This is a genomic window from Streptomyces sp. cg36 (assembly GCF_041080675.1).
Taxonomy (GTDB): domain Bacteria; phylum Actinomycetota; class Actinomycetes; order Streptomycetales; family Streptomycetaceae; genus Streptomyces.
Window position 1 is genome coordinate 3437904 of sequence record NZ_CP163520.1, and the last position, 18525, is coordinate 3456428.

Genomic DNA, 18525 nt, shown 5'->3' on the forward strand with positions numbered 1-18525 from the left:
GCCAGCGGGGTCGGGCGGCCTCGGTCCGGGTCGCGTCAGCCGGTCTCCTTGACCAGCGTCGCGTACGGCTTGCCCGCGCCCGCCTCCTGGGACTCGTACTTGAGGGTGCCGTCGGCGTTGCGGGTGAACACGAGGGTGGCGGTGCCGCTGGTGCACAGGCCCGCGGTGCCCGGGCGCGCCGGGTCGGAGCGCTCCTCGACGGTCACCCGGTCGGCGCTCGCGGAGACCAGCCGGGCGACCCCGAAGCACTCCACGGTCGTGCCGATGACCGTGATCTTGGAGGAGGTGTGCAGGACGTCCTTGCCGGTGCCGCCCGCGGTGAACACGGCGGTCAGGTCGCCGTGCGGCTGGCCGGTCGTCGACTCCGTCATGGGGCCCTGCCAGGTCCCCAGGAACGTCCGGGGCAGCTCGGCGGCGGCCGGGCCGCCCGTCGCCCCCGGGCCGGCGTCCGAGGGGGCGCCCGACTTGCCGGGGCTCGCCGCCGACTCGTTCTTGTCGCCGCCGCCCGGCACCAGGTCGAAGAGGAACGCGGCCCCGACGGTCACGGCCGCCAGCGCCCCGGCGACGGCCAGCGCGACCGTGCAGCTGATCCGCCGCCCCCGGCCCGTCCCCGTCCGCTCCACGGCGGTGCCCACGGAGAGGGAGGCGCGGGGCGGGGCGGTGGGCTGCTCCGGGGCGCGCGGCCCGGGCACCGCGTCCGCGACCGCCCCGGTACGGCCGCCGGTGCCGCTTCCGTTCCCGCTTCCGTTCCCGTTCCCGCTTCCGTTCCCGTACGGGTAGGGGCCGGGCGACCCCGAGCCGTACGAGCCGTGCGTGGGCGCCGCCCCGTGGGAGCCGTAGGACGCGTCCGGCGGGCCGAAGACACCTGCGGACGGGCCGGTGAAGGCCACCGGCCCCGATGCCCCCGGCCCCGAGGTCGCGGGCCCCGGCGCGACCAGCCCCGAGGTCGCGGAGCCCGACCCCACCGGCCCGGACCCGACCGGTCCCGACCCCACCGGCCCCGGCGCCTGCGTCTGGGCCGCCGGGGCCTCCGGCTCCAGGTCGAGGAGCCGTACCGCCGCCCTGCTCACCTCGGCCACCAGCGCCCCCGGCAGCCAGCCGCCCGCGACCAGGGCCGCCGCGCCCTCCGGGGCGAGCCGCCGGGCCAGGTCGGCGGGGGCCGGGCGGGTCCCGGGCGTCTTGGTGAGGCACGCCTCGACCGCCGCCCGCAGCTCCCCGGCGAGCGGCCCGGCCAGTTCGGGCTCCTCGTGCACCACCTGGTAGAGCAGCGCGGCCGAGGAGTCGCCCGTGAAGGGGGGCGCGCCGGTCGCCGCGTACGCGAGCACCGCGCCCAGCGAGAACACGTCGGCGGCGCCGGTGATCCCCTTGCCCAGGATCTGCTCGGGCGACATGTAGCCGGGCGAGCCGATGGAGACGCCGGTCGCGGTGAGCGAGGCCGTGCCGTCGGTGGCGCGGGCGATGCCGAAGTCGATCAGGCGGGGGCCGTCGAGGGTGAGCAGCACGTTGGAGGGCTTCACGTCCCGGTGGACGAGGCCGAGCGCGTGCACGGCGGCCAGCGCCTCGGCGAGCCCGGCGCCCAGCGCGCGCACCGCGTGCTCGGGCAGCGGGCCGTGCGCGGCGACGGCCTGGGTGAGCGAGGGCCCGGCGACGTAGCCGGTGGCGACCCAGGGCACGGGCGCCTCGGGGTCGGCGTCCAGGACCGGCGCGGTCCAGTCGCCGCCGACCCGCCGGGCCGCCTCGACCTCGTGCCGGAAGCGGGCCCGGAACTGCTCGTCGAGGGCGAAGTGCGGGTGGACCACCTTCACCGCGACGGTTCGGCCGCCCGCGCTGCGGCCCAGGTAGACGCGGCCCATGCCGCCCGCGCCGAGCCTGCCGAGCAGCCGGTAGGCGCCGATGGTGCGCGGTTCGTCCGATTCGAGCGGCTGCATCGCGATCTGCTCTCCCCCACGCCGTTCACCCCGGCCCGTCGAGTACGGTCGCACAGCAGAGTAGAGCGCGACGTGCGCCGGATCACTCCACCGGACGGGATCCTCGGCATGCGCGGGCGAACCGAATCGAACGCCTGCCCGTCTTTCTCTGCGCGGTCCGCACGCCGGCGGACCCCTCGCCGTTCCCCACCCCCCAGACCTTCCCGGAGCGCCCCATGAAACGCCGTCCCGCCGTGCTGACCGCCGCCGCCGTCCTCGGCGCGGCGGTGCTGGTCGCCGGCTGCTCGGACGAGGGCAAGCCGGTGAGCTTCGACGAGCCGACCCCGTCCGCGAAGGCGAGCGGGCCGGGGGCGGGCGGCGGGGCCCAGGGCAAGGGCGAGGACGGCAAGGGGCAGGACCAGAAGGTCTCCGAGGCCGTCGCCAAGACCCTGCTGCCGACCGGTCCGAAGGCGAAGTTCACCACGCAGAACACGCTGGAGGACGGCACCAAGATCGGTGTGACCACCCTGCACGGCAAGAAGTCGGGGTTCACGGGCAAGGTGTGGGTGTGGGCGCCGAAGCAGTACTTCGACCCCAAGTACGCGCAGAGCGGCTTCCCGGTGCTCATCGCGCTGCCGGGCGGAAACGGTTATCCCAAGAACTACTGGATGGGCACCGACCTCAAGCTCCAGAGCAGCATCACCGAGTGGTCCAAGCAGGGCAAGAGCGTCCCGTTCGTGGTGGTGATGCCGGTCCTCAACCCGGACGCCAAGTACTACTACGACGGCAGTGACATACCGGGCCACCCCAAGATGGGCACCTGGATGACCGAGGACGTGCCGGACTTCGTGAAGGCGAACTTCCGCACCTTCAAGTCCCGGGACGGCTGGGCCTTCATGGGCTCCTCCTCGGGCGGGTTCGTGGGCCTGAAGTCGGTGCTCAAGCGGCCCGACCAGTTCAAGGCCGTGATCGCCTCCGGTCCCGACACCGTGCCGGACTCGCCGCTGTGGGCCGGGCACGAGGCCGAGAAGCAGGCGAACAACCCGGAGAAGCTCGCCCAGGCGCTGATCGACAGCAAGGGCCCCGAGGTCGACCTCGCCTTCCAGATCGGCACCAAGGAGGGCGGCATGGCGAACCTGAACGGCTTCATCGCCCGGTTCGGCAAGGGCCCGGTGAAGACCCACCTCCAGGTGATCCAGGGCGGGAAGCATAACGCCCACACCTACATCAAGGGGATGGGCGACGGGACCATGCAGTGGATCAGCAGCAAGCTCCAGGCGCCGATCCCGTCGCCCTGACGGCCCCTCCCGCCCGCCCGGCCCCCGTCAGGAGCCGAGCAGTTCGACCGCCACGTCGGCCGGGAAGCCGGTGGTGGGGCCGGTGCGGCGGGCGAACTCCCGTACGCCCGCGAGCTGGTCGGCGCCGAAGCGGAAGTCCAGCGTCGTGAAGTAGCGCTCCAGCAGCTCCGCGTCGAAGACCTCCCAGCGGGCGGCCTGCTCGGCGACCTTGGTGACCTCCTCCAGGGAGAGGTCGCGGGAGGCCAGGAACGCCTCGTGGACCTCGCGCACGACCTCGGGGTGGCGGGCGAGGTAGTCCTTGCGGGTCGCCCACACGGCGAAGACGAACGGCAGCCCCGTCCACTCCTTCCACATCGCCCCCAGGTCGTGGACCTGGAGGCCGAGGCGCGGGGCCTCGTGCAGCGAGGCGCGCAGCGCGGCGTCGCCGATCAGCACCGCCGCGTCCGCCTCCTGCATCATCAGGCCGAGGTCGGGCGGGCAGGAGTAGTAGTCGGGGCTGACGCCGTAGCGGTCGGCCAGCAGCAGCTGCGCCAGGCGTACGGAGGTGCGCGAGGTGGAACCGAGCGCCACCCGGGCGCCGTCCAGCTGCTCCAGGGGCACCTGCGAGACGATCACGCAGGACATGACGGGCCCGTCACAACCGACCGCGAGGTCCGGAAAGGCGACCAGATCGTCCGCGTTGCGCAGGAACTCCACGAGGGTCACCGGGGCGATGTCGAGGTCGCCCCGGACGAGCTGTTCGCTCAGCTTCTCGGGGCTGTCCTTCGTCAGCTCCAGGTCCAGCAGGGTGCCCGTGCGGGCGAGGCCCCAGTAGAGCGGCAGACAGTTGAGGAACTGGATGTGCCCGACCCGTGGCCGGGTGGTTGTTTGGTCCACATCGCGAGACTAGACCTGTCCGGTTTGTCCAGCTACGGCGGGTCGGTCCGTCACCCCCCGAAAGGGCTCGTCAAACGTCCGGGTGACGTGATCTTTCCCTCTACCGCGCCCCCGATCCTGCGTGCTACGCTCAGCGCAAGTTGCAGTTTGGTTTCCCTTGCAGTACAGAGCCTGCGGAGCATGTAACCCGCAGGCTTTTGTAGTTTTCAGACTTCTTTGCAGGTTCTGGAGCAGGGCAACCCTTTGGCCCAAGGAGGGCTTATGGCTACCGGAACCGTCAAGTGGTTCAACGCTGAAAAGGGCTTCGGCTTCATCGCCCAGGACGGCGGCGGCCCGGATGTCTTCGTCCACTACTCCGCGATCAACGCGTCTGGCTTCCGCTCCCTCGAGGAGAACCAGGTCGTGAACTTCGACGTCACGCAGGGTCCGAAGGGCCCGCAGGCGGAGAACGTCACCCCGGCCTAAGTTGCCCGGGTCGGCGATCGCTGACTAGCAGTACCCAAGGAGTCCTTTCCCGTGCGGTGACGTACGGGAAAGGACTCCTGCCTTTTTGTACGGGGGTGGGGTGCGGGGTGCGGCTTCGCGATCAGCTCCCCTTTGCGATCACCCCTACTTCTCGTACAGAAGTTCTATTTCTTTGGCGTACTTCTCCGCCACCGCCCGGCGCCGCACCTTCAGGGTCGGGGTCAGTACGCCGCTCTCCACCGTGAAGTCGTCCGGCAGGACCGCGAAGGCGCGGATGCGGGCCGGGCGCGAGACCCGGGCGTTGGCCGCGTCCACCGCCTCCCGCACCAGCGCCCGGACCGCCGCCGCGTCCCGGCCCGCGACCTCGGCCGGGTCCACCGCGATCAGGGCGACCGGGTACGGGCGGCGGTCGCCGATCATCACCGCGTGCGAGACGAAACGGGAGCGCTCGATCGCCTGCTCCACCTCCAGCGGGCTGAGGTTCTTCCCGGCGGAGGTGATGATCAGGTCCTTCTTGCGGCCGGTGATCGTGAGGAAGCCGTCCTCGTCCAGGGCGCCCAGGTCCCCGGTGTGCAGCCAGCCCTCCGCGTCCAGGGCGGCGGCCGTGCCGGCGGGGTTGGCGTGGTAGCCGGGGAAGACGTTCGCGCCCCGGGCCAGCACCTCGCCGTCCGCCGCGATCCTGACCTCGCAGCCCGCGACCGGGCGGCCCACGGTTCCGTACCGCACGGCGCCCGGGTGGTTGAGCGTGATCACCCCGCCCGACTCGGTCATCCCGTACCCCTCGAAGACCTGGATCCCGGCCGCCCGCAGGAAGTCCAGCGTCTCCGGGGCGATGGGGGCGCCGCCGGTGAGCGCCCAGCGCAGGTTGCCGCCGAGCGCCGAGCGGGCGAGGTCGTGCAGCTCCTCGTCGGTGGTGGCGCCGAGGTCCTCGGCGAGCGAGAGCACGCCCTGGTGGACCTTCTCGAACAGGCGGGGCACGGACGGCAGATGGGTCGGGCGGGCCTCGGACAGCTCGGCCACGATGTTCTCCACCCGGCCGCCGAAGTAGCAGAGCTCTCCGCCGTACAGGAGCGTGGAGAACTGGATGAGCTGGGCGAGGAGGTGGGCGAGGGGGAGGTAGAGGTACGTGCGGTCGCCCGGACCGCCCTCGGTGAGGGGGAGGGTGGCGTCCTGGACCGCGCCCAGGTTGGCGTGGGTGAGGCGGCAGCCCTTGGGGGGGCCGGTGGTGCCGGACGTGTAGACCAGGAGGGCGGTGTCCTCCGGGCGGACGGCGTTCTGGCGGGCCAGGAGGTCGTCGAGGTCCGCGTGCGCCTGCGGGCCGTGCGGGGTTGCTCGCGCCGTTCCCCGCGCCCCTTCGTCCGCCTTCGCCTGCGGGCCGGTGGGGGCTTGTCGCGCAGTTCCCCGCGCCCCTTCACCCGCCTCTGTCTGCGGATCGTGGTGGGTTGCTCGCGCAGTTCCCCGCGCCCCTGGGGAACCCGTTTCCGTCTGCGGGCCGTGCGGGGTTGCTCGCGCAGTTCCCCGCGCCCCTGGAGGGACGGGGCCTTCGGGGCGTTCCAAGTCGTTCAGTGTGCCCAGGTGTCTCAGCTCTGGCAGGCGGGGCTTCACGGTCTGGACCCTTGCTGTCTGGGCGGGTGTCTCGCAGAGGGTCAGGACCGCTCCCGAGTCCTTCAGGACCCATTCCAGTTCCTCGTCGCCCGCCGTCGGGTAGACCGGGACCACCACCGCGCCCGTGGCCAGGCAGGCCAGGTGGGTGTGGGTCCACTGGGGGCTGGTCTCCGCGAGGATCGCCACCCGGTCGCCCCGGCGGATGCCGAGGGCCAGCAGGGCGCGGGCCCTGCGGCGGACCGTGTCGCGCAGTTCCGTGTAGGTCAGGGAGGTCCAGCCGCCGTCCGGGGTGCGGAACCGCTGGGCGGGGTGGGACGCGTACCGCTGCCCCACCCACTCGGCGAACAGGGCCAGGGTGGCGGGGCGCAGGGCGTTCGGCTCGGTCATGTACCCGACGGTAGGGACGCGTCCCGGCCATGCGGGATGACGGGAAACGTCACCCCCGCTGACCGCACCGCTCAATCCCGCTACGGTCGTTGGCCATGGGCAAGGGGACGATCACCGTGCACCATGTACGCGCCCTGCTGCGCGGCGCCGAGCGGCTCTCCGTCGACACCGTGCCGCTGCTGCGCGCGGCCGGGATCCCGCCGCTGCTGCTCGGCGACGACCGGGCCCGGGTGGCGCCCGCCCAGTTCGCCCTGCTGTTCCGGGAGTTGTACCGGGCCACCCAGGACGAGTTCCTCGGGCTCGGCCCGGCCCGCAGCCGCCCCGGCACCTTCGCGATGATGTGCTACGCCTCGCTGGGCTGCCGCGATCTGGGTGCGGCGATGCGGCGCGGGATCCAGTTCTACGGGCTGTTCCCCGGCGGCCCCGAACTGTCCCTCGCCGTGGAGGGGCCGGAGGCGGTCTTCGGCGTCCGGGGCGGGCTGGGCGGCCGGGACGGCGACCGGTTCCTCGCCGAGTGCCTGCTGATCATCTCGCACCGGCTGTGCAGCTGGCTGGTGGGCCGCCGCATCCCGCTGCTGCGCGCCCAGTTCGGCTATCCGCCGCCCGCCCACCAGGACGAGTACCCGGCGCTGTTCGGCTGCCCGGTCCGGTTCGGCCAGTCCGGGACGCGGGCCGTGTTCGGCGCCCACTGGCTGACCGCCCCGCTGGTGCGGGACGAGGCGGCGCTGGAGCGGATGCTGCGCCGCTCCCCCTTCGAGCTGCTCAGCCGCCGCGCGTACGGGACGACGGTGGGCGAGCAGGTGCACCGGGACCTGGCCCGCGCGCTGCTCGCCTCGCCCCGGCTGCCGTCCCTGGAGGCCACGGCGGCCCGGCTCGCCCTCTCCCCGGCCACCCTGCGCCGCCGGCTCCAGCGCGAGGGCACCTCGTTCCAGCAGCTCAAGGACACCGTGCGGCGGGACGCGGCGATCGCGGGCCTGGCCGAGGGCCGCGAGCCGATCGCCGAACTCGCCGCCCGGCTCGGCTTCTCCGAGGACACCTCCTTCCACCGCGCCTTCCGCCGCTGGACGGGGACCACACCGGGCGCGTACCGGGCGGTGCGGCCGTCCGGGTGACGCGGGGGCGGTGTGCGGGGCGGGCGGCGGCCCGGTCAGTGAAGGTGAGCTGTCCGGTCAGCTCCGTACCTACCGGTCAGTCACTACCTTCTCCTCAACTGCCCCCACCCCACATGACCGTTGGGAGAGCCGCATGCACATCCGTGCCGTACGAAACCGAGTCGCGGGCGCACTGGCCGCCGGACTCCTCCTCTCGGCAGCCACCCCCACCGCCTTCGCCTCCGACGCCGCCGCCGACTCCTCGGCCCGGCCCGGGGACGTCCTCAGCTCCGCCCCCACCGAGTTCCACCCGCTGCCCGCCCAGTGGACCAACACCCGCGCCTGGCACCTCACCTACCGCTCCACCACCGCCGAGGGCGCCCCCAACACCGTCTCCGGGACCGTGATCGTGCCCAACGACGGCCGCACCGGCCCCCGCCCGCTGGTGACGTACGCGGTCGGCACCGTCGGCCTCGGCGACTCCTGCGCGCCCAGCGCGGGCTTCCCGTACGGCACGACCGTCGAGGCCACCCTCATCAACCAGATCGTGCAGCGCGGCTGGGCCGTCGCGGTGACCGACTACGAGGGCCTCGGCACCCCCGGCGACCACACGTACACGGTCGGCCGGGCCGAGGGCACCGCGATGCTGGACGCGGCCCGCGCGGCCCAGCGCCTCGGCATCCCCGGCGTGGACGCCGACTCCCCCGTCGGGATCATGGGGTACTCGCAGGGCGGCCAGGCCAGCAGCTGGGCGGCCGAGCTGCACGACTCGTACGCGCCCGAGCTGAAGGTCAAGGGCACGGCGACCGGCGGCGTCCCGGCCGATCTGATGAAGGTCGCCGACTTCAACGACGGCGGTCTCGGCTCGGGCCTCGTCTTCATGGCGGCGGCGGGCCAGAACGCGGCCTTCCCCGAACTGAAGCTGGACTCGTACCTGAACCCGGCGGGCAAGGCCCTCGTCGACTACTTCCGGACGAACTGCGTCGCCGTCGACTCCGTCGCGGGCTCCTTCAAGAAGATCTCCGACCTCACCGTGAAGAACCCGCTGGAGCAGCCGGACTGGCAGGCCCGGCTCAACCAGTCCCGGCTCGGCACGCACGCGCCGGACGCCCCCGTGTACCTGTACCACGGCACCGTCGACGAGCTCATTCCCTACGCGGTCGGGCAAGGGCTGCGGGCCGACTGGTGCGCCAAGGGCGCGTCCGTGTCGTGGCACCCGCTGCCGCTGCTCGGCCACATCGGCGGCGTGACGGTGGGCGCGCTGCCCGCCGCCGACTGGCTCGCCGACCGGTTCGCGGGCCGCGCGCCCCAGAGCAACTGCTAGGGCCCCAGCTCCGCCCACACCGTCTTGCCGGGGGGCCGCTCCGCCACCCCCCACGCCTTCGCCAGCGCCTCGACCAGCAGCAACCCCCGCCCGGACTCGGCGTCCCCCGCCGGCTCCGGGCGGAGCGGTCTGCGGCCGGGCCGGGTGTCGGTCACCTCGATGCGGAGCACCGTGCCGAGGACGAGCCGGAGTTCGCACGCGTGGCCGGGTACGTGCCCGTGCAGTACCGCGTTGGCCGCCAGCTCCGCGACGATGAGAGCGGCCGTGTCGGAGCACTCGCTCCCCTGCGGTACGCCCCACGCGTCCAGCTGCCCGACCGCCAGCCGCCGCGCGCTGCTCGCACCCCGGCGCGTACTGCTGAACCGCCGCACGAACTCCACCGTGGGGGTGGTGATTTGGGAATTCATGTCACCGAGCGTGACGAGGTGTGCGTACGCTGAACAGGGGCGTCCGCGCGACACCGGCCTTTCTGTACGGGTACGGCCCGCGCCGTGTACGAGTCGTCGCCCGTAACCCCATGGAGGCGTGCGTGGAGGAGGACGAGGGCCTCACCTCGGAGCTGTTCATCGCCGTGGGCGAGCAGCTGAAGGTGCTGCGGCTGCGGGCGGGGCTGACCCAGAAGGAGTTCGGCCGTCTCGTCGGCTACACCGAGAGCCAGATCTCGGCGCTGGAACGGGGCGTACGGACCACCCAGCCGGACTTCCTGGACAAGGCGGATGACGTCCTGGAGGCGGGAGGGGTGCTGCGGGTGGCCAGGAAGGCCATCGAACGGGCTCAGGCGAAGGCACGGACGCGGCATCCGGCGTGGTACCGGAACTACGCGCTGCTGGAGGCCGAGGCCATTGAGCTGCACCACTACGGCAGCCAGGCCGTGCACGGCCTGCTCCAGACCGAGGGGTATGCACGGGCCCTGTTCACCCAGCGGCGCCCCCTGTTGAGCGACGAGACCGTCGAGAAGCGCGTGGCCGACCGCCTTGCCCGCCAGGCGATGCTCGATGCCTGGCCCGCGCCGACGTTCAGTTTCGTGTTCCAAGAGGTTGTCCTGCAACATCCCATCGGCGGACACGCTGTATGGGCGGAGCAGCTCCGACAGCTCCTGCACATCGCCCGACTACGGACCGTCGAGCTCCAGGTCATGCCCACTGACCGTGAGGACTGCCCCGGCATCGACGGCCCGTTCACACTGCTAACCGCCAAGAAGGGGCAGCAGGTTGCGTACACGGAGATCCAGGGCCACCCTCGGTTGATCACAGATCCCGAAGAGGTCCGCGTCATCATCACTCGCTATGGGATCATCCGGGCGCAGGCTCTCACGCCCCGGGAGTCGCTGGCCCTGATCGAGAAGATGCTGGGAGACGCATGAACTGGTTCAAGAGCAGTTACAGCGACGGCGAGGGCGGCGCCTGCATCGAAGTCGCCTACGACTGGCGCAAGTCGAGTTACAGCGGCGCCGAAGGCGGCGAGTGCGTGGAGGTCGCCGCCCATCCCACCACCATCCACATCCGCGACTCCAAATGCGTCCCGGGACCCGAACTCCGCGTCCCCCCGGCCGCCTGGGCGGCCTTCGTCTCGTACGCCGCTCGGTAGACGCAAAGACGCGGCTACGCCGATTCCGCATCGGCGTAGCCGCAGGCTCATCCGTCACACGTTCTCGAAGCGCCACTTCTGGTTCTCGCGGCCTTCCCAGGGCTCGATGATGAGCTGGGTCTTCTCCTTCTCGTCGGGCAGCGTCGCGACGCCGTCCATGTACGGGAAGTGGATGCGGTAGAGGTTGTCACCGACCGGCTCGATCGACCACTGCTGGCCGTACGGCTGCGTGGCGATCATCGGCGGGTAGATCCGGATGATGCTCTGCGCGAAGAAGATCCGCGCGCCGCCGGAGGTGAGCTTGCTCTTGAGCTCGTACAGGTTCCCGGGGAACGCCTCGACCTCCCACTGCTGGTTCTCGCCCTTGTGGTAGCTGTAGCCGATGACCGGCGTGTTGGGCTCGGTGCGGGCGTCACGTACGTCGATCACCCGGTCCTGGTACGCGGCGTTCTTGATCGCGTAGGTTCCGTGGGTCAGGAACTCGGCTGCCATGAATCCTCCTGGGTGAACAAGGGGACGGCTTCGATCGAGCGAGCACCAACCTAGGCCGCGCCGGCCCGCGCCGTAACGGGCACTTCACGTCGTACGCCGCATTTCAGGATGGCCGGGGTGGTATACCACCCACCCTCGCGTTTCCGGCCCCGCTGGCCGGGGTATTACCGCCCGCCGGGGCAAAGGGCGAGCTCGCCGCCGTCAATGCCCGCAAGCGGAATGGCCAGCGCCGCCCGACACTTCGGCCGCCGCCCCGGTTCCGAAACACGAAGGGGCCCGGCGCCGGAACCGGCGCCGGGCCCCTCCTCGGAGCGGACGGCCTCAGACCGCCAGCAGCTCCGGCTTCGGCATGACCGCCGAGGCGAAGACCACCTGGGTGAGGAGCATGATCCCGAACAGCGCTCCCCCGCCGCCCAGCGCCAGCGGCAGCACCGGCATGAGCAGCAGGAACGCCGCCGCCGTGCGGAAGCCTCCCGGCGTCCCGTACCTCTTGAGCAGGCCCAGGAGGAGGAGCAGGAAGAGCGAGACGGCCGCGACGAACAGCGCGAGGTCCACGCCGTCCGCGAGCTGCTCCGCGAAGGAGAGCGCGCCGCGCGGGGTCAGCGCCATCGCCAGGAACCAGCCGATCGCGCAGACCGGCACGTACCTCGCCGCACAGCGGGGGAACCAGGGTGCGTGGGTCACTTCGGCGGGTCCTTCAGGCATTGGGCGGAGTTCCAGTACCGCATGTCCTTGTTGCCGTACCAGGGCATCGAGTCCAGGCCGGACACGTTGTCCATGCGGTCGTGGGCCACGACCACCGGCGGCTGGGCCCGACGGTACTGGACGACCTCCATGTCCGGGTAATGGTCTCCCTTCCTGGTCACGGTGACCGAGCCCTTGTTGGCGGCGATCGTCACATGGGTGTCGACCGAGAACAGCGACATGAGGCTGTTGACTCCGGCGATGCCCAGGTCCAGTTTCGACGAGTTCGAGTGGTACTGCCCGAGGAAGCTGTAGTTCACGATGTTGCGTCCGGTCACGGACTCCGACGGGTAGTCGTTGAGCGAGAGCGGGAACGCCGGGATCATCCGGGACGGCGACTCGATGTCGTAGCCGTCGCCGCTCTGGCCCGCCTGCTGGAGCAGGTACGACGAGACGTGCTTGACCGACGGCTTGGTGTGGGACGGCGAGACCTTGAAGGTCACGTCACCCGTGGCCGTGTCCCAGAACAGGACCATGCGGTAGGCGGCGTCCGGGTCGTTGGAGTACTCGCGGTCGTCGCCGAGCAGCTGGTAGCCCAGGCCCGGGATCTTCATCGCGTCCTTGGTGTGGATGAAGAACCGCATCATGATGATGCCCCGGTCGGGCCCCTTGCCGACGTTGAAGTGGCCGAACTGGGCGCCCTTCTCGCCGTGCGACCACATCGCCCGCACCGCGCGGGCGTAGGACGACCGGACGGTGTGGGCGACCTTGTGCACGATGCGGCGCACGATCCGCTTCACCGCGTGGACGACCTTCTTCACCGCGTGCTTGATCGCCTTGACCACGTGCCCGATGTGGAACTGGCCGCTCGGGTCGCTGTCGGTGACCGGCGAGTTGTTGGCGTACGCGTACCCGTTGATCTGCTGCGGGTCCGAGAGGTCCATGACCGGGTCCACCGAGGCGAACCGGCCGTTCTCCGCGTCGTACTCGCGGGCGCCCAGGTGGGTCAGGCCCGTGGACTTGTCGGTGACGCCGCCCACGAAGCCGTGGTCGCCCGGCCAGCCCGTCTGCGGCTGGGTGCCGCGCGGGGTGCCGAAGGGGCCGGAGGCGCGCCGGGTGACCGCCAGGGTCACCGAGTCGACGGCCACCTCGTCGGTGCCCTGGGCGTCGCTGAGCAGATAGGTCACCGAGCCGTCCGAGCCGCGCGCGACGGTCGTGTTGCCCGCCGAGTAGTAGCGCACGCCCGAGACCGAGTTGCCCGCCGTCTTCAGCGTCAGCTCCTCGGCGCCCAGGTACAGGGTCACCGCGCCCGGGTCCCGGCGCAGCAGCCGGGAGCCGTCCGCGTCGTAGAGGAACGTGGAGGTCTGGCCGCCGATCGTGGAGGAGGCGAGGTTGCCCTCGGCGTCCCAGGTCAGCTTCTGGTCACCGGAGGCGGTGACCCGCCGGGTGGTGTTGCCGGAGGCGTCGTACTCGAAGGAGTCGGTGCGCGCCCCGGGGCCGGTGACGTCGACGGTGTCCATGCCGTGCGGCCGGGTCTCGCCGGGCTGCGGGTAGGAGTAGCCGCGCCGCACGTCCTTGCTGGTGTCGCCGGACACGTCGTGCCGGACCTCGGAGGCCCGGTTGCCGACCGTGTCGTAGCCGTAGGAGAACCAGTACGGGTCGGGGCCGCCCACCTTGGGCCTCACGCCCGTCGACGGCGTCAGCGCGCAGTCGTCCGTACCGGTCCACGCGTGCGAGAGCCGCGCCGCGAAGTCGTACGTGAAGCACTGCGTGTCGGTGCTCGCCTTGTCGTCGCGGTCGTCGCGGATGCGGGTGATGTTGCCCGCCGGGTCGTAGCCGTAGGACTTGCTGTCGATGGTCTGCGGGCCGCTCGACTCGCGGTCGTTGACCACCGTGCTGAGCCGGTGCGTGTCCTCCTCGTAGGTGTACGTCTGGACCGTGCGGGCGCCGACCGAGCCGAGCACGGTCTGCAGGATGTCGCCGGACGGCGAGTACTGGTTGCCCAGCGAGTAGACGTCCGTGCCGTTGCCGACCGTGGTCGCCAGGCCGTAGTCCGTGTAGCCCTGGCGGACGGTCTCCGCGGGCAGCCCGCCGCCGGCCGGGAAGGTCGTGGTGTTGGCGAGGCCCGTGGTCGGGGTGTAGGTCGAGCCGAACTCGTAGGTGCCCTGGAGCTTGCCCTCGGCCGCCGGAACCGTGATCACCGAACCGGTGGCCCGGCCCGAGGCGTCATAGCCCTTCACGGCCGTGGTGTAGGCGTTGCCGTTGTCCCAGCGGGTCGACGAGCTGAGCATCTTCTTGCCGCCGGTCAGCGAGTCGTAGGCCCACTCGGCGAGCTTGGGGCCGGTGACGCCGTCCTTGCGCAGACTGGTGGGGCGGCCGATCTCGTCGTACGTGTACGCGAGCGTGGTGCCCCGGGCGTCCTTGGTGGTCTCCGTCTTGCCATCGGGGGTGTAGGTCGTGGTGACCGCGCCCTTGTCCGGGTCCGAGGAGGTGATCTGACGGCCGCGCAGGTCGAAGGTGGACGACCAGGTGTTGCCCGCCGCGTCGACCAGCCGGGTCAGCCGGTCCGAGGTGTCGTAGCTGTACTTCAGCGCCTCGTACTTGTCGGCGCTCGCGCCGATCACCGGGTTGCCGTCCTTGTACTGGCGCAGCTCCACCGCCTTGTCGTGGGCGTTGCTGATCACCAGCGTGGCGGTGGCCCCGCTCGGCGGGACCGTCGCCGTCCAGTCGCCGCCGTAGCTGGTGGTCGTGCGCCACCGCTCGGTGCCCTTGGTGAGGGCGATGGCGGCGGTGGTGCGGCCCATGCCGTCGAACTCGGTCACGGTCTGCGCCGGGACCTGGTTGTCCGCCACCGAGAAGAGCACCGGCGCGGTCGGCTGGTCGTTGTAGTACTCGGCGTTGTCCTTGTAGACCCGGCCCTGGCTGTCGTAGAAGCTGTCCGTGATCAGCCGGCCCGTGCCGCCGTACGCGTCGGTCTGCACCTGCCGCTTGCGCAGCAGACCGTCGTAGAGCGTCACCGCCTTGCGGTACTTGCCGCTCTCCAGCAGCGTGTTGGAGGTGACGGCCGTGGGACCGTCGTCGCGCACCTGGTAGGAGAAGGTGACGTCGGCCGAGGCGGGCTTGACCCGGCCCGGCTTCCAGGCGGCGGTGAGCTGCCCGAGCGCGTCGTACTCCTGGCTGGTGACCCGGCCGTTGGCGTCCGTCGCCTTCAGGGTGAGCCCGCGCAGCCCGTCGAGGTCGACGCTGGTGACGAACCCCTTGTTGTCGGTGGTCTTCACCGTGGTGGGCTGGGCACCGGTCGCGGGGGTGTACGCGGTGAGGGTCTTGGCCCCGGCCGCGTCGACCGTCTGCGTCATCCGGCCGTACGCGTCGTACAGCGCGGTGGAGGTGGCCACGAAGACCGGCAGCCCGGCCGTGTAGTGGTCCAGCTCCTCGATCCTGGACGGCAGCGCCTTGCCCGCGACGGGCGCGGCGCCGTACGCGCTGGTGTCGTACGTGGTGCGGGTCTCGCCGGTCACGGTCGCGGCGGTGGCCGCCGTGGCGCAGGTGGTGGAGCTCTTCTGCTCGTCGGCGATGTAGGAGACCAGGTAGGCGGTGGTGTCCGGGGTGACGTACGTGGTGCGGGTGCACTGCTCGTCGCCGGAGACCGCCAGATCGCCCTCGTCCGAGGTGGTGAGGGTCTGGCCGTACGCGTCGAAGGTGTCCGTCGAGCGCGTGGTCCGCCAGCTCCCGTCGTCCATCAGGGAACGGCCGGTGGTGACGTCGGTGTCCGTCTGGTAGGCGTGCAGGTCGGTCGTGCCGGGGCGGGCCTGCGTCGCGGTCTGCTTCGACCACGGCTTCTCCACCGACGACTCGACGATCCTGCCGCCGTCCTTGTCGTAGCTGACGCTCTCCAGCTCCTTGCCGCTGTACTGCTCGGCATCGGTGTAGAGCGCGCCGAAGGAGTCGGCCACCTGGGCGCCGTCAAGTCCCCGCAGGTATGTCGTCTCCGACAAAGTCCTGTTTGTCGTGCCGGTGCGGGTGCGGACCTTGCCGTAGCCGCGGTAGTCGCTGTACGTGCGGTGCTTGTCGAGGGTGAACTCGCTGGTGTCCTTGGCCCAGGCGATGCCGCCCAGGTACTCGTACTCGGTCACCTCGGAGTCGGTGCCCGCGACCTTGTCGTCCTCGGTCACCTTGTTCACCACGTACTTGTGGAACCAGTCCTTCACCGGCTGGCTGCCGCCCTCGGGGGTCCACCAGGTCGGGAAGCAGCGCTTGGTGTTGGTGGCCTCGTCCGGGGGGCTCGCGTAGGTGCACTCGGTGGGCGAGTACTCGACGAGCGTGTCGCCGCCGTACTCCGAACCGACCTTGGTGATGCGGTACTTGTTGAGCGGCGGACGGCCCTCGGAGGAGTCCACGCGGTTGGGCATCAGGGTGCCGCCGAACGTCACCGCCGGGTTGGACAGGGGGGTGCCGCCCGCCTTGCCGGTGTGGGTGATCGAGTCGAGCCACAGCCCGTTGCCGCCGGTGTCACCGGTGCCGGGGAAGCTCTGCCCGAACGTCCAGGTGTCGATGTCGGCGTAGCCGGTGCCCTTGAGCACCTGGGTGGTGACCGAGGTCAGCCGCTTCTTGGACCAGAACGACGGCGAGCCGTTGAGGCAGTCCGCGCCGACCGCGCAGACCTCGTCGACGGGGGTGTCCGGCCAGTTCGAGGCGTGCGCCTTGTCGAAGGCGCAGTCGGTGGTGGTGCCCAGGCAGCGGTCCGCCATCGCGAAGTTGACCTTGGCGGCGGGCTGGGCCGCGTACACCTGCCCGGCGCGGTGGCCGTACTCGATGTGGTCGAGGTAGCCCGCGCGGGCGTAACTCGCGTCCGCCTTGGGCTTGGTGGTCGTGGAGCCGCCGGAGTTCTTGGCGTACGCGTTCTTCTCCTGGGTGTAGAAGAGCGCCATCGCGTTGCCGTGCGGGTCGACGACGTAGTCCAGGTTCCAGCGCCACGCCTGGTTGCGGACGGAGTCCGTGAAGGCGGTCGCGTGCCCCGGCTCGCCGGTGTGGTTGCCGTAGACCGGGACCGTGTACGCCGAGGCGGTCTCGGTCTTGCCGGTGGCCCAGCCGGGCAGCCGGTTCTTGCCGAACCAGTACTGGGTGCCGTCGAGCGTGGTCACCTTCCAGTACTCGTTGTCGTCGTCGCCGTTGTTGGTGTCGGTGGCGGTGCCCTTGACGCGCTCGATCCGGGAGCCGTCGTCGTCGGCCGGGCGCCAGGTGTCGCCCGTGCCGGTCCTCACCAGCGCGGTGGAGGCCCCGTTCAGGGACATCACGGCGTTGTCCGAACGCCAGCACAGGTCACCGGACTTGGCCGGGGCGTTGGTGCCCGTGCCGCTGTCGTCCTTGCAGGCCATGTACTGCCGCTCGATGAACCCCATCTCCATCGACCAGCCCTCGCCGAGCGCGGAGGGCTGGTTGTTGGTGGAGGCGGTCCGCCCGTCGACGGACGAGGAGGAGTAGCCGAGCCCCAGCTTGGGACTCAGATCCCCCGGCACCGGCGGCACGGCCAGCGGATACGACCAGGAGAACCCGCCCTCGTTGCCTCCGACGGTCCAACTCCCGGAGGGCGAGAGGGAGGTGGCCTTGAAGTCGCCGTTGGCCCCGTCGGGGGTGGCGGTGGCGGCGAGCACGGTGAAGGGGGCGGCTGCGCTCTGCGCCCCGGTGGCTGCGGCCTGCTTCGAGGGGGCGGCTGCGGCCTGCTTCGAGGGGGCGGCTGCGGCCTGCTTTCCGGCGGCGGCCGTGCCCTGCTTCGCGGACTCCGCCGTGCCCCGCTCTCCGGCCGCGGCTGCACCCTGCTTTCCGGGCGCCGCCGCGGTGTCCGGTGCCAGGGCGACCTCGGCGGTCAGTGCGCCCGCCTTCGCGTCGTTGCGCGACGCCAGCGGCGTCATGGTCCGGCACTCCGCCTTCTCCGGAGTGCTCAGCGCGCACGCGGGCAGCTGCACCAGCCGCAGCCGACTGCCCCAGTCCGCCCCGTACGCCCCCCGGAACGCGGTGTAGTCCAGCCGCACGGAGGCCCGCCCGGACGCCGCCCCGCGGTCGTCGCGCGCGACCCCGAGGACGACGCCGTCCAGGCCGAGCCGGTCGGCCGCCGCGCGATCGGCCATCCGCACCCGCACCTTGGCGGGCGCGCTCCCGCCCGCGCCCGCCAGTGGCGCGGCGGACCGCTCCTTGGCCGCCGTCGGCGCCACCGGGGCGACACCCACCGGACTGCCCGGCGCGGCGGCATGACGCGATCCGGCCACACTTCGCCCCGCCGCGCTCTTTGCCAACGCATCGGCCGCGACGCCGGAGAGGTCGACCTCGCTGTCTCCGGCCTTCGGCCAGCTCACCTTCGGCGCCCGCCACGGCCGCCGCGCGGTCTCGCTCTGCCCGGCGGCACTCTCTTTGCCCAGCTCGGAGCCGGTGACCGAGGCCGTCTTCTGGACCGAGCGGACCGAGAAGTCGACCCGTCCGGCGGCTGCGGCGACGCTCGGCAGCAGCGTGACGAGCACGGCGCTCGCCGTGAGCGCGCCGAGCGCGGTGGTGGCCCGGCGTCTGACTCCCCCCGCATCGTCGTCGTATCTCAAAGTCCCCACCCGTGAACGACTCACCTGGAAGTCTCCAACTCTCCGTATTCAGCTCAAAAAGGCGCCCCATCTCCGGGACGCCTGGGGGAACTTAACACCAAGGAATTTATGGGTGGAAGAACAATTCATAGCGCGAACACCGCAGTTGAGAGGGGATGTAACGAGACGAGAACGATCGCCGAAGCATACGCACGCAAAGGGGCGACCAAGGGTGCGAACGGG

General features: G+C 71.4%; 13 protein-coding genes. 6 read left to right on the plus strand and 7 right to left on the minus strand.

Annotated elements, in window-relative coordinates:
* Positions 1-35 precede the first annotated feature (35 nt).
* A complete protein-coding gene (locus tag AB5J87_RS15265) occupies positions 36-1928 on the minus strand; it encodes a protein kinase (RefSeq protein ID WP_369377180.1) in 1893 nt (630 codons plus the stop codon).
* A gap of 215 nt (positions 1929-2143) precedes the next feature.
* Here AB5J87_RS15265 and AB5J87_RS15270 point away from each other — a divergent pair, with 215 nt between their 5' ends.
* Complete coding sequence (locus tag AB5J87_RS15270; RefSeq protein WP_369377182.1) at positions 2144-3205, plus strand: alpha/beta hydrolase; 1062 nt, start codon at positions 2144-2146, stop codon at positions 3203-3205.
* A 27-nt stretch (positions 3206-3232) separates the two neighbouring features.
* Here AB5J87_RS15270 and AB5J87_RS15275 read toward each other — a convergent pair whose 3' ends face one another.
* The gene (locus AB5J87_RS15275) at positions 3233-4081 is read right to left on the minus strand and encodes a menaquinone biosynthetic enzyme MqnA/MqnD family protein (protein WP_369377183.1); all 849 of its coding nucleotides are present in this window, start codon (positions 4079-4081) and stop codon (positions 3233-3235) included.
* Positions 4082-4342: 261 nt separating this feature from the next.
* Between AB5J87_RS15275 and AB5J87_RS15280 the strand changes: the two genes are divergently transcribed.
* A complete protein-coding gene (locus AB5J87_RS15280) occupies positions 4343-4546 on the plus strand; it encodes a cold-shock protein (protein WP_003967102.1) in 204 nt (67 codons plus the stop codon).
* Between the two features lie 144 nt (positions 4547-4690).
* Here the strand turns inward: AB5J87_RS15280 and AB5J87_RS15285 are convergent, their stop codons facing one another.
* Entirely contained in the window at positions 4691-6538 is a 1848-nt protein-coding gene (locus AB5J87_RS15285; protein ID WP_369377186.1) for a long-chain fatty acid--CoA ligase, read from the minus strand.
* Between the two features lie 95 nt (positions 6539-6633).
* Between AB5J87_RS15285 and AB5J87_RS15290 the strand changes: the two genes are divergently transcribed.
* Positions 6634-7650, plus strand: coding sequence for an AraC family transcriptional regulator (locus AB5J87_RS15290; RefSeq protein ID WP_369377188.1), 1017 nt, complete (start codon positions 6634-6636; stop codon positions 7648-7650).
* Positions 7651-7783: 133 nt separating this feature from the next.
* The gene (locus tag AB5J87_RS15295) at positions 7784-8953 is read left to right on the plus strand and encodes a lipase family protein (protein ID WP_369377190.1); all 1170 of its coding nucleotides are present in this window, start codon (positions 7784-7786) and stop codon (positions 8951-8953) included.
* Here AB5J87_RS15295 and AB5J87_RS15300 read toward each other — a convergent pair.
* Positions 8950-9360 (minus strand): ATP-binding protein, encoded by a 411-nt coding sequence (locus AB5J87_RS15300; RefSeq protein WP_369377191.1) that lies wholly within the window; start codon positions 9358-9360, stop codon positions 8950-8952. The genes AB5J87_RS15295 and AB5J87_RS15300 overlap by 4 nt on opposite strands.
* A gap of 122 nt (positions 9361-9482) precedes the next feature.
* Here AB5J87_RS15300 and AB5J87_RS15305 point away from each other — a divergent pair, with 122 nt between their 5' ends.
* Both AB5J87_RS15305 and AB5J87_RS15310 read left to right on the plus strand, forming a co-directional pair.
* Positions 9483-10316, plus strand: a complete 834-nt coding sequence (locus AB5J87_RS15305; protein WP_369377193.1) for a helix-turn-helix domain-containing protein — start codon at positions 9483-9485, stop codon at positions 10314-10316.
* Entirely contained in the window at positions 10313-10540 is a 228-nt protein-coding gene (locus AB5J87_RS15310) for a DUF397 domain-containing protein (protein WP_369377194.1), read from the plus strand. The genes AB5J87_RS15305 and AB5J87_RS15310 overlap by 4 nt, the downstream gene beginning before the upstream one ends.
* Positions 10541-10594: 54 nt before the next feature.
* Here AB5J87_RS15310 and AB5J87_RS15315 read toward each other — a convergent pair whose 3' ends face one another.
* From AB5J87_RS15315 to AB5J87_RS15325, 3 genes are all read right to left on the minus strand, one after another.
* Positions 10595-11032, minus strand: coding sequence for an RICIN domain-containing protein (locus tag AB5J87_RS15315; RefSeq protein ID WP_369377195.1), 438 nt, complete (start codon positions 11030-11032; stop codon positions 10595-10597).
* A 321-nt stretch (positions 11033-11353) separates the two neighbouring features.
* Positions 11354-11716 (minus strand): hypothetical protein, encoded by a 363-nt coding sequence (locus tag AB5J87_RS15320; RefSeq protein ID WP_369377196.1) that lies wholly within the window; start codon positions 11714-11716, stop codon positions 11354-11356.
* The gene (locus AB5J87_RS15325) at positions 11713-18312 is read right to left on the minus strand and encodes an RHS repeat-associated core domain-containing protein (RefSeq protein ID WP_369377197.1); all 6600 of its coding nucleotides are present in this window, start codon (positions 18310-18312) and stop codon (positions 11713-11715) included. Before AB5J87_RS15325 ends, AB5J87_RS15320 begins: the two co-directional genes overlap by 4 nt.
* Positions 18313-18525: the final 213 nt, after the last annotated feature.

Coding starts and splice junctions, on each gene's coding strand:
- AB5J87_RS15265 (WP_369377180.1), bottom strand. CDS start 1,928: ATGCAGCCGCTCGAATCGGACGAACCGCGCACCATCGGCGCCTACCGG.
- AB5J87_RS15270 (WP_369377182.1), top strand. CDS start 2,144: ATGAAACGCCGTCCCGCCGTGCTGACCGCCGCCGCCGTCCTCGGCGCG.
- AB5J87_RS15280 (WP_003967102.1), top strand. CDS start 4,343: ATGGCTACCGGAACCGTCAAGTGGTTCAACGCTGAAAAGGGCTTCGGC.
- AB5J87_RS15285 (WP_369377186.1), bottom strand. CDS start 6,538: ATGACCGAGCCGAACGCCCTGCGCCCCGCCACCCTGGCCCTGTTCGCC.
- AB5J87_RS15290 (WP_369377188.1), top strand. CDS start 6,634: ATGGGCAAGGGGACGATCACCGTGCACCATGTACGCGCCCTGCTGCGC.
- AB5J87_RS15295 (WP_369377190.1), top strand. CDS start 7,784: ATGCACATCCGTGCCGTACGAAACCGAGTCGCGGGCGCACTGGCCGCC.
- AB5J87_RS15300 (WP_369377191.1), bottom strand. CDS start 9,360: ATGAATTCCCAAATCACCACCCCCACGGTGGAGTTCGTGCGGCGGTTC.
- AB5J87_RS15310 (WP_369377194.1), top strand. CDS start 10,313: ATGAACTGGTTCAAGAGCAGTTACAGCGACGGCGAGGGCGGCGCCTGC.
- AB5J87_RS15315 (WP_369377195.1), bottom strand. CDS start 11,032: ATGGCAGCCGAGTTCCTGACCCACGGAACCTACGCGATCAAGAACGCC.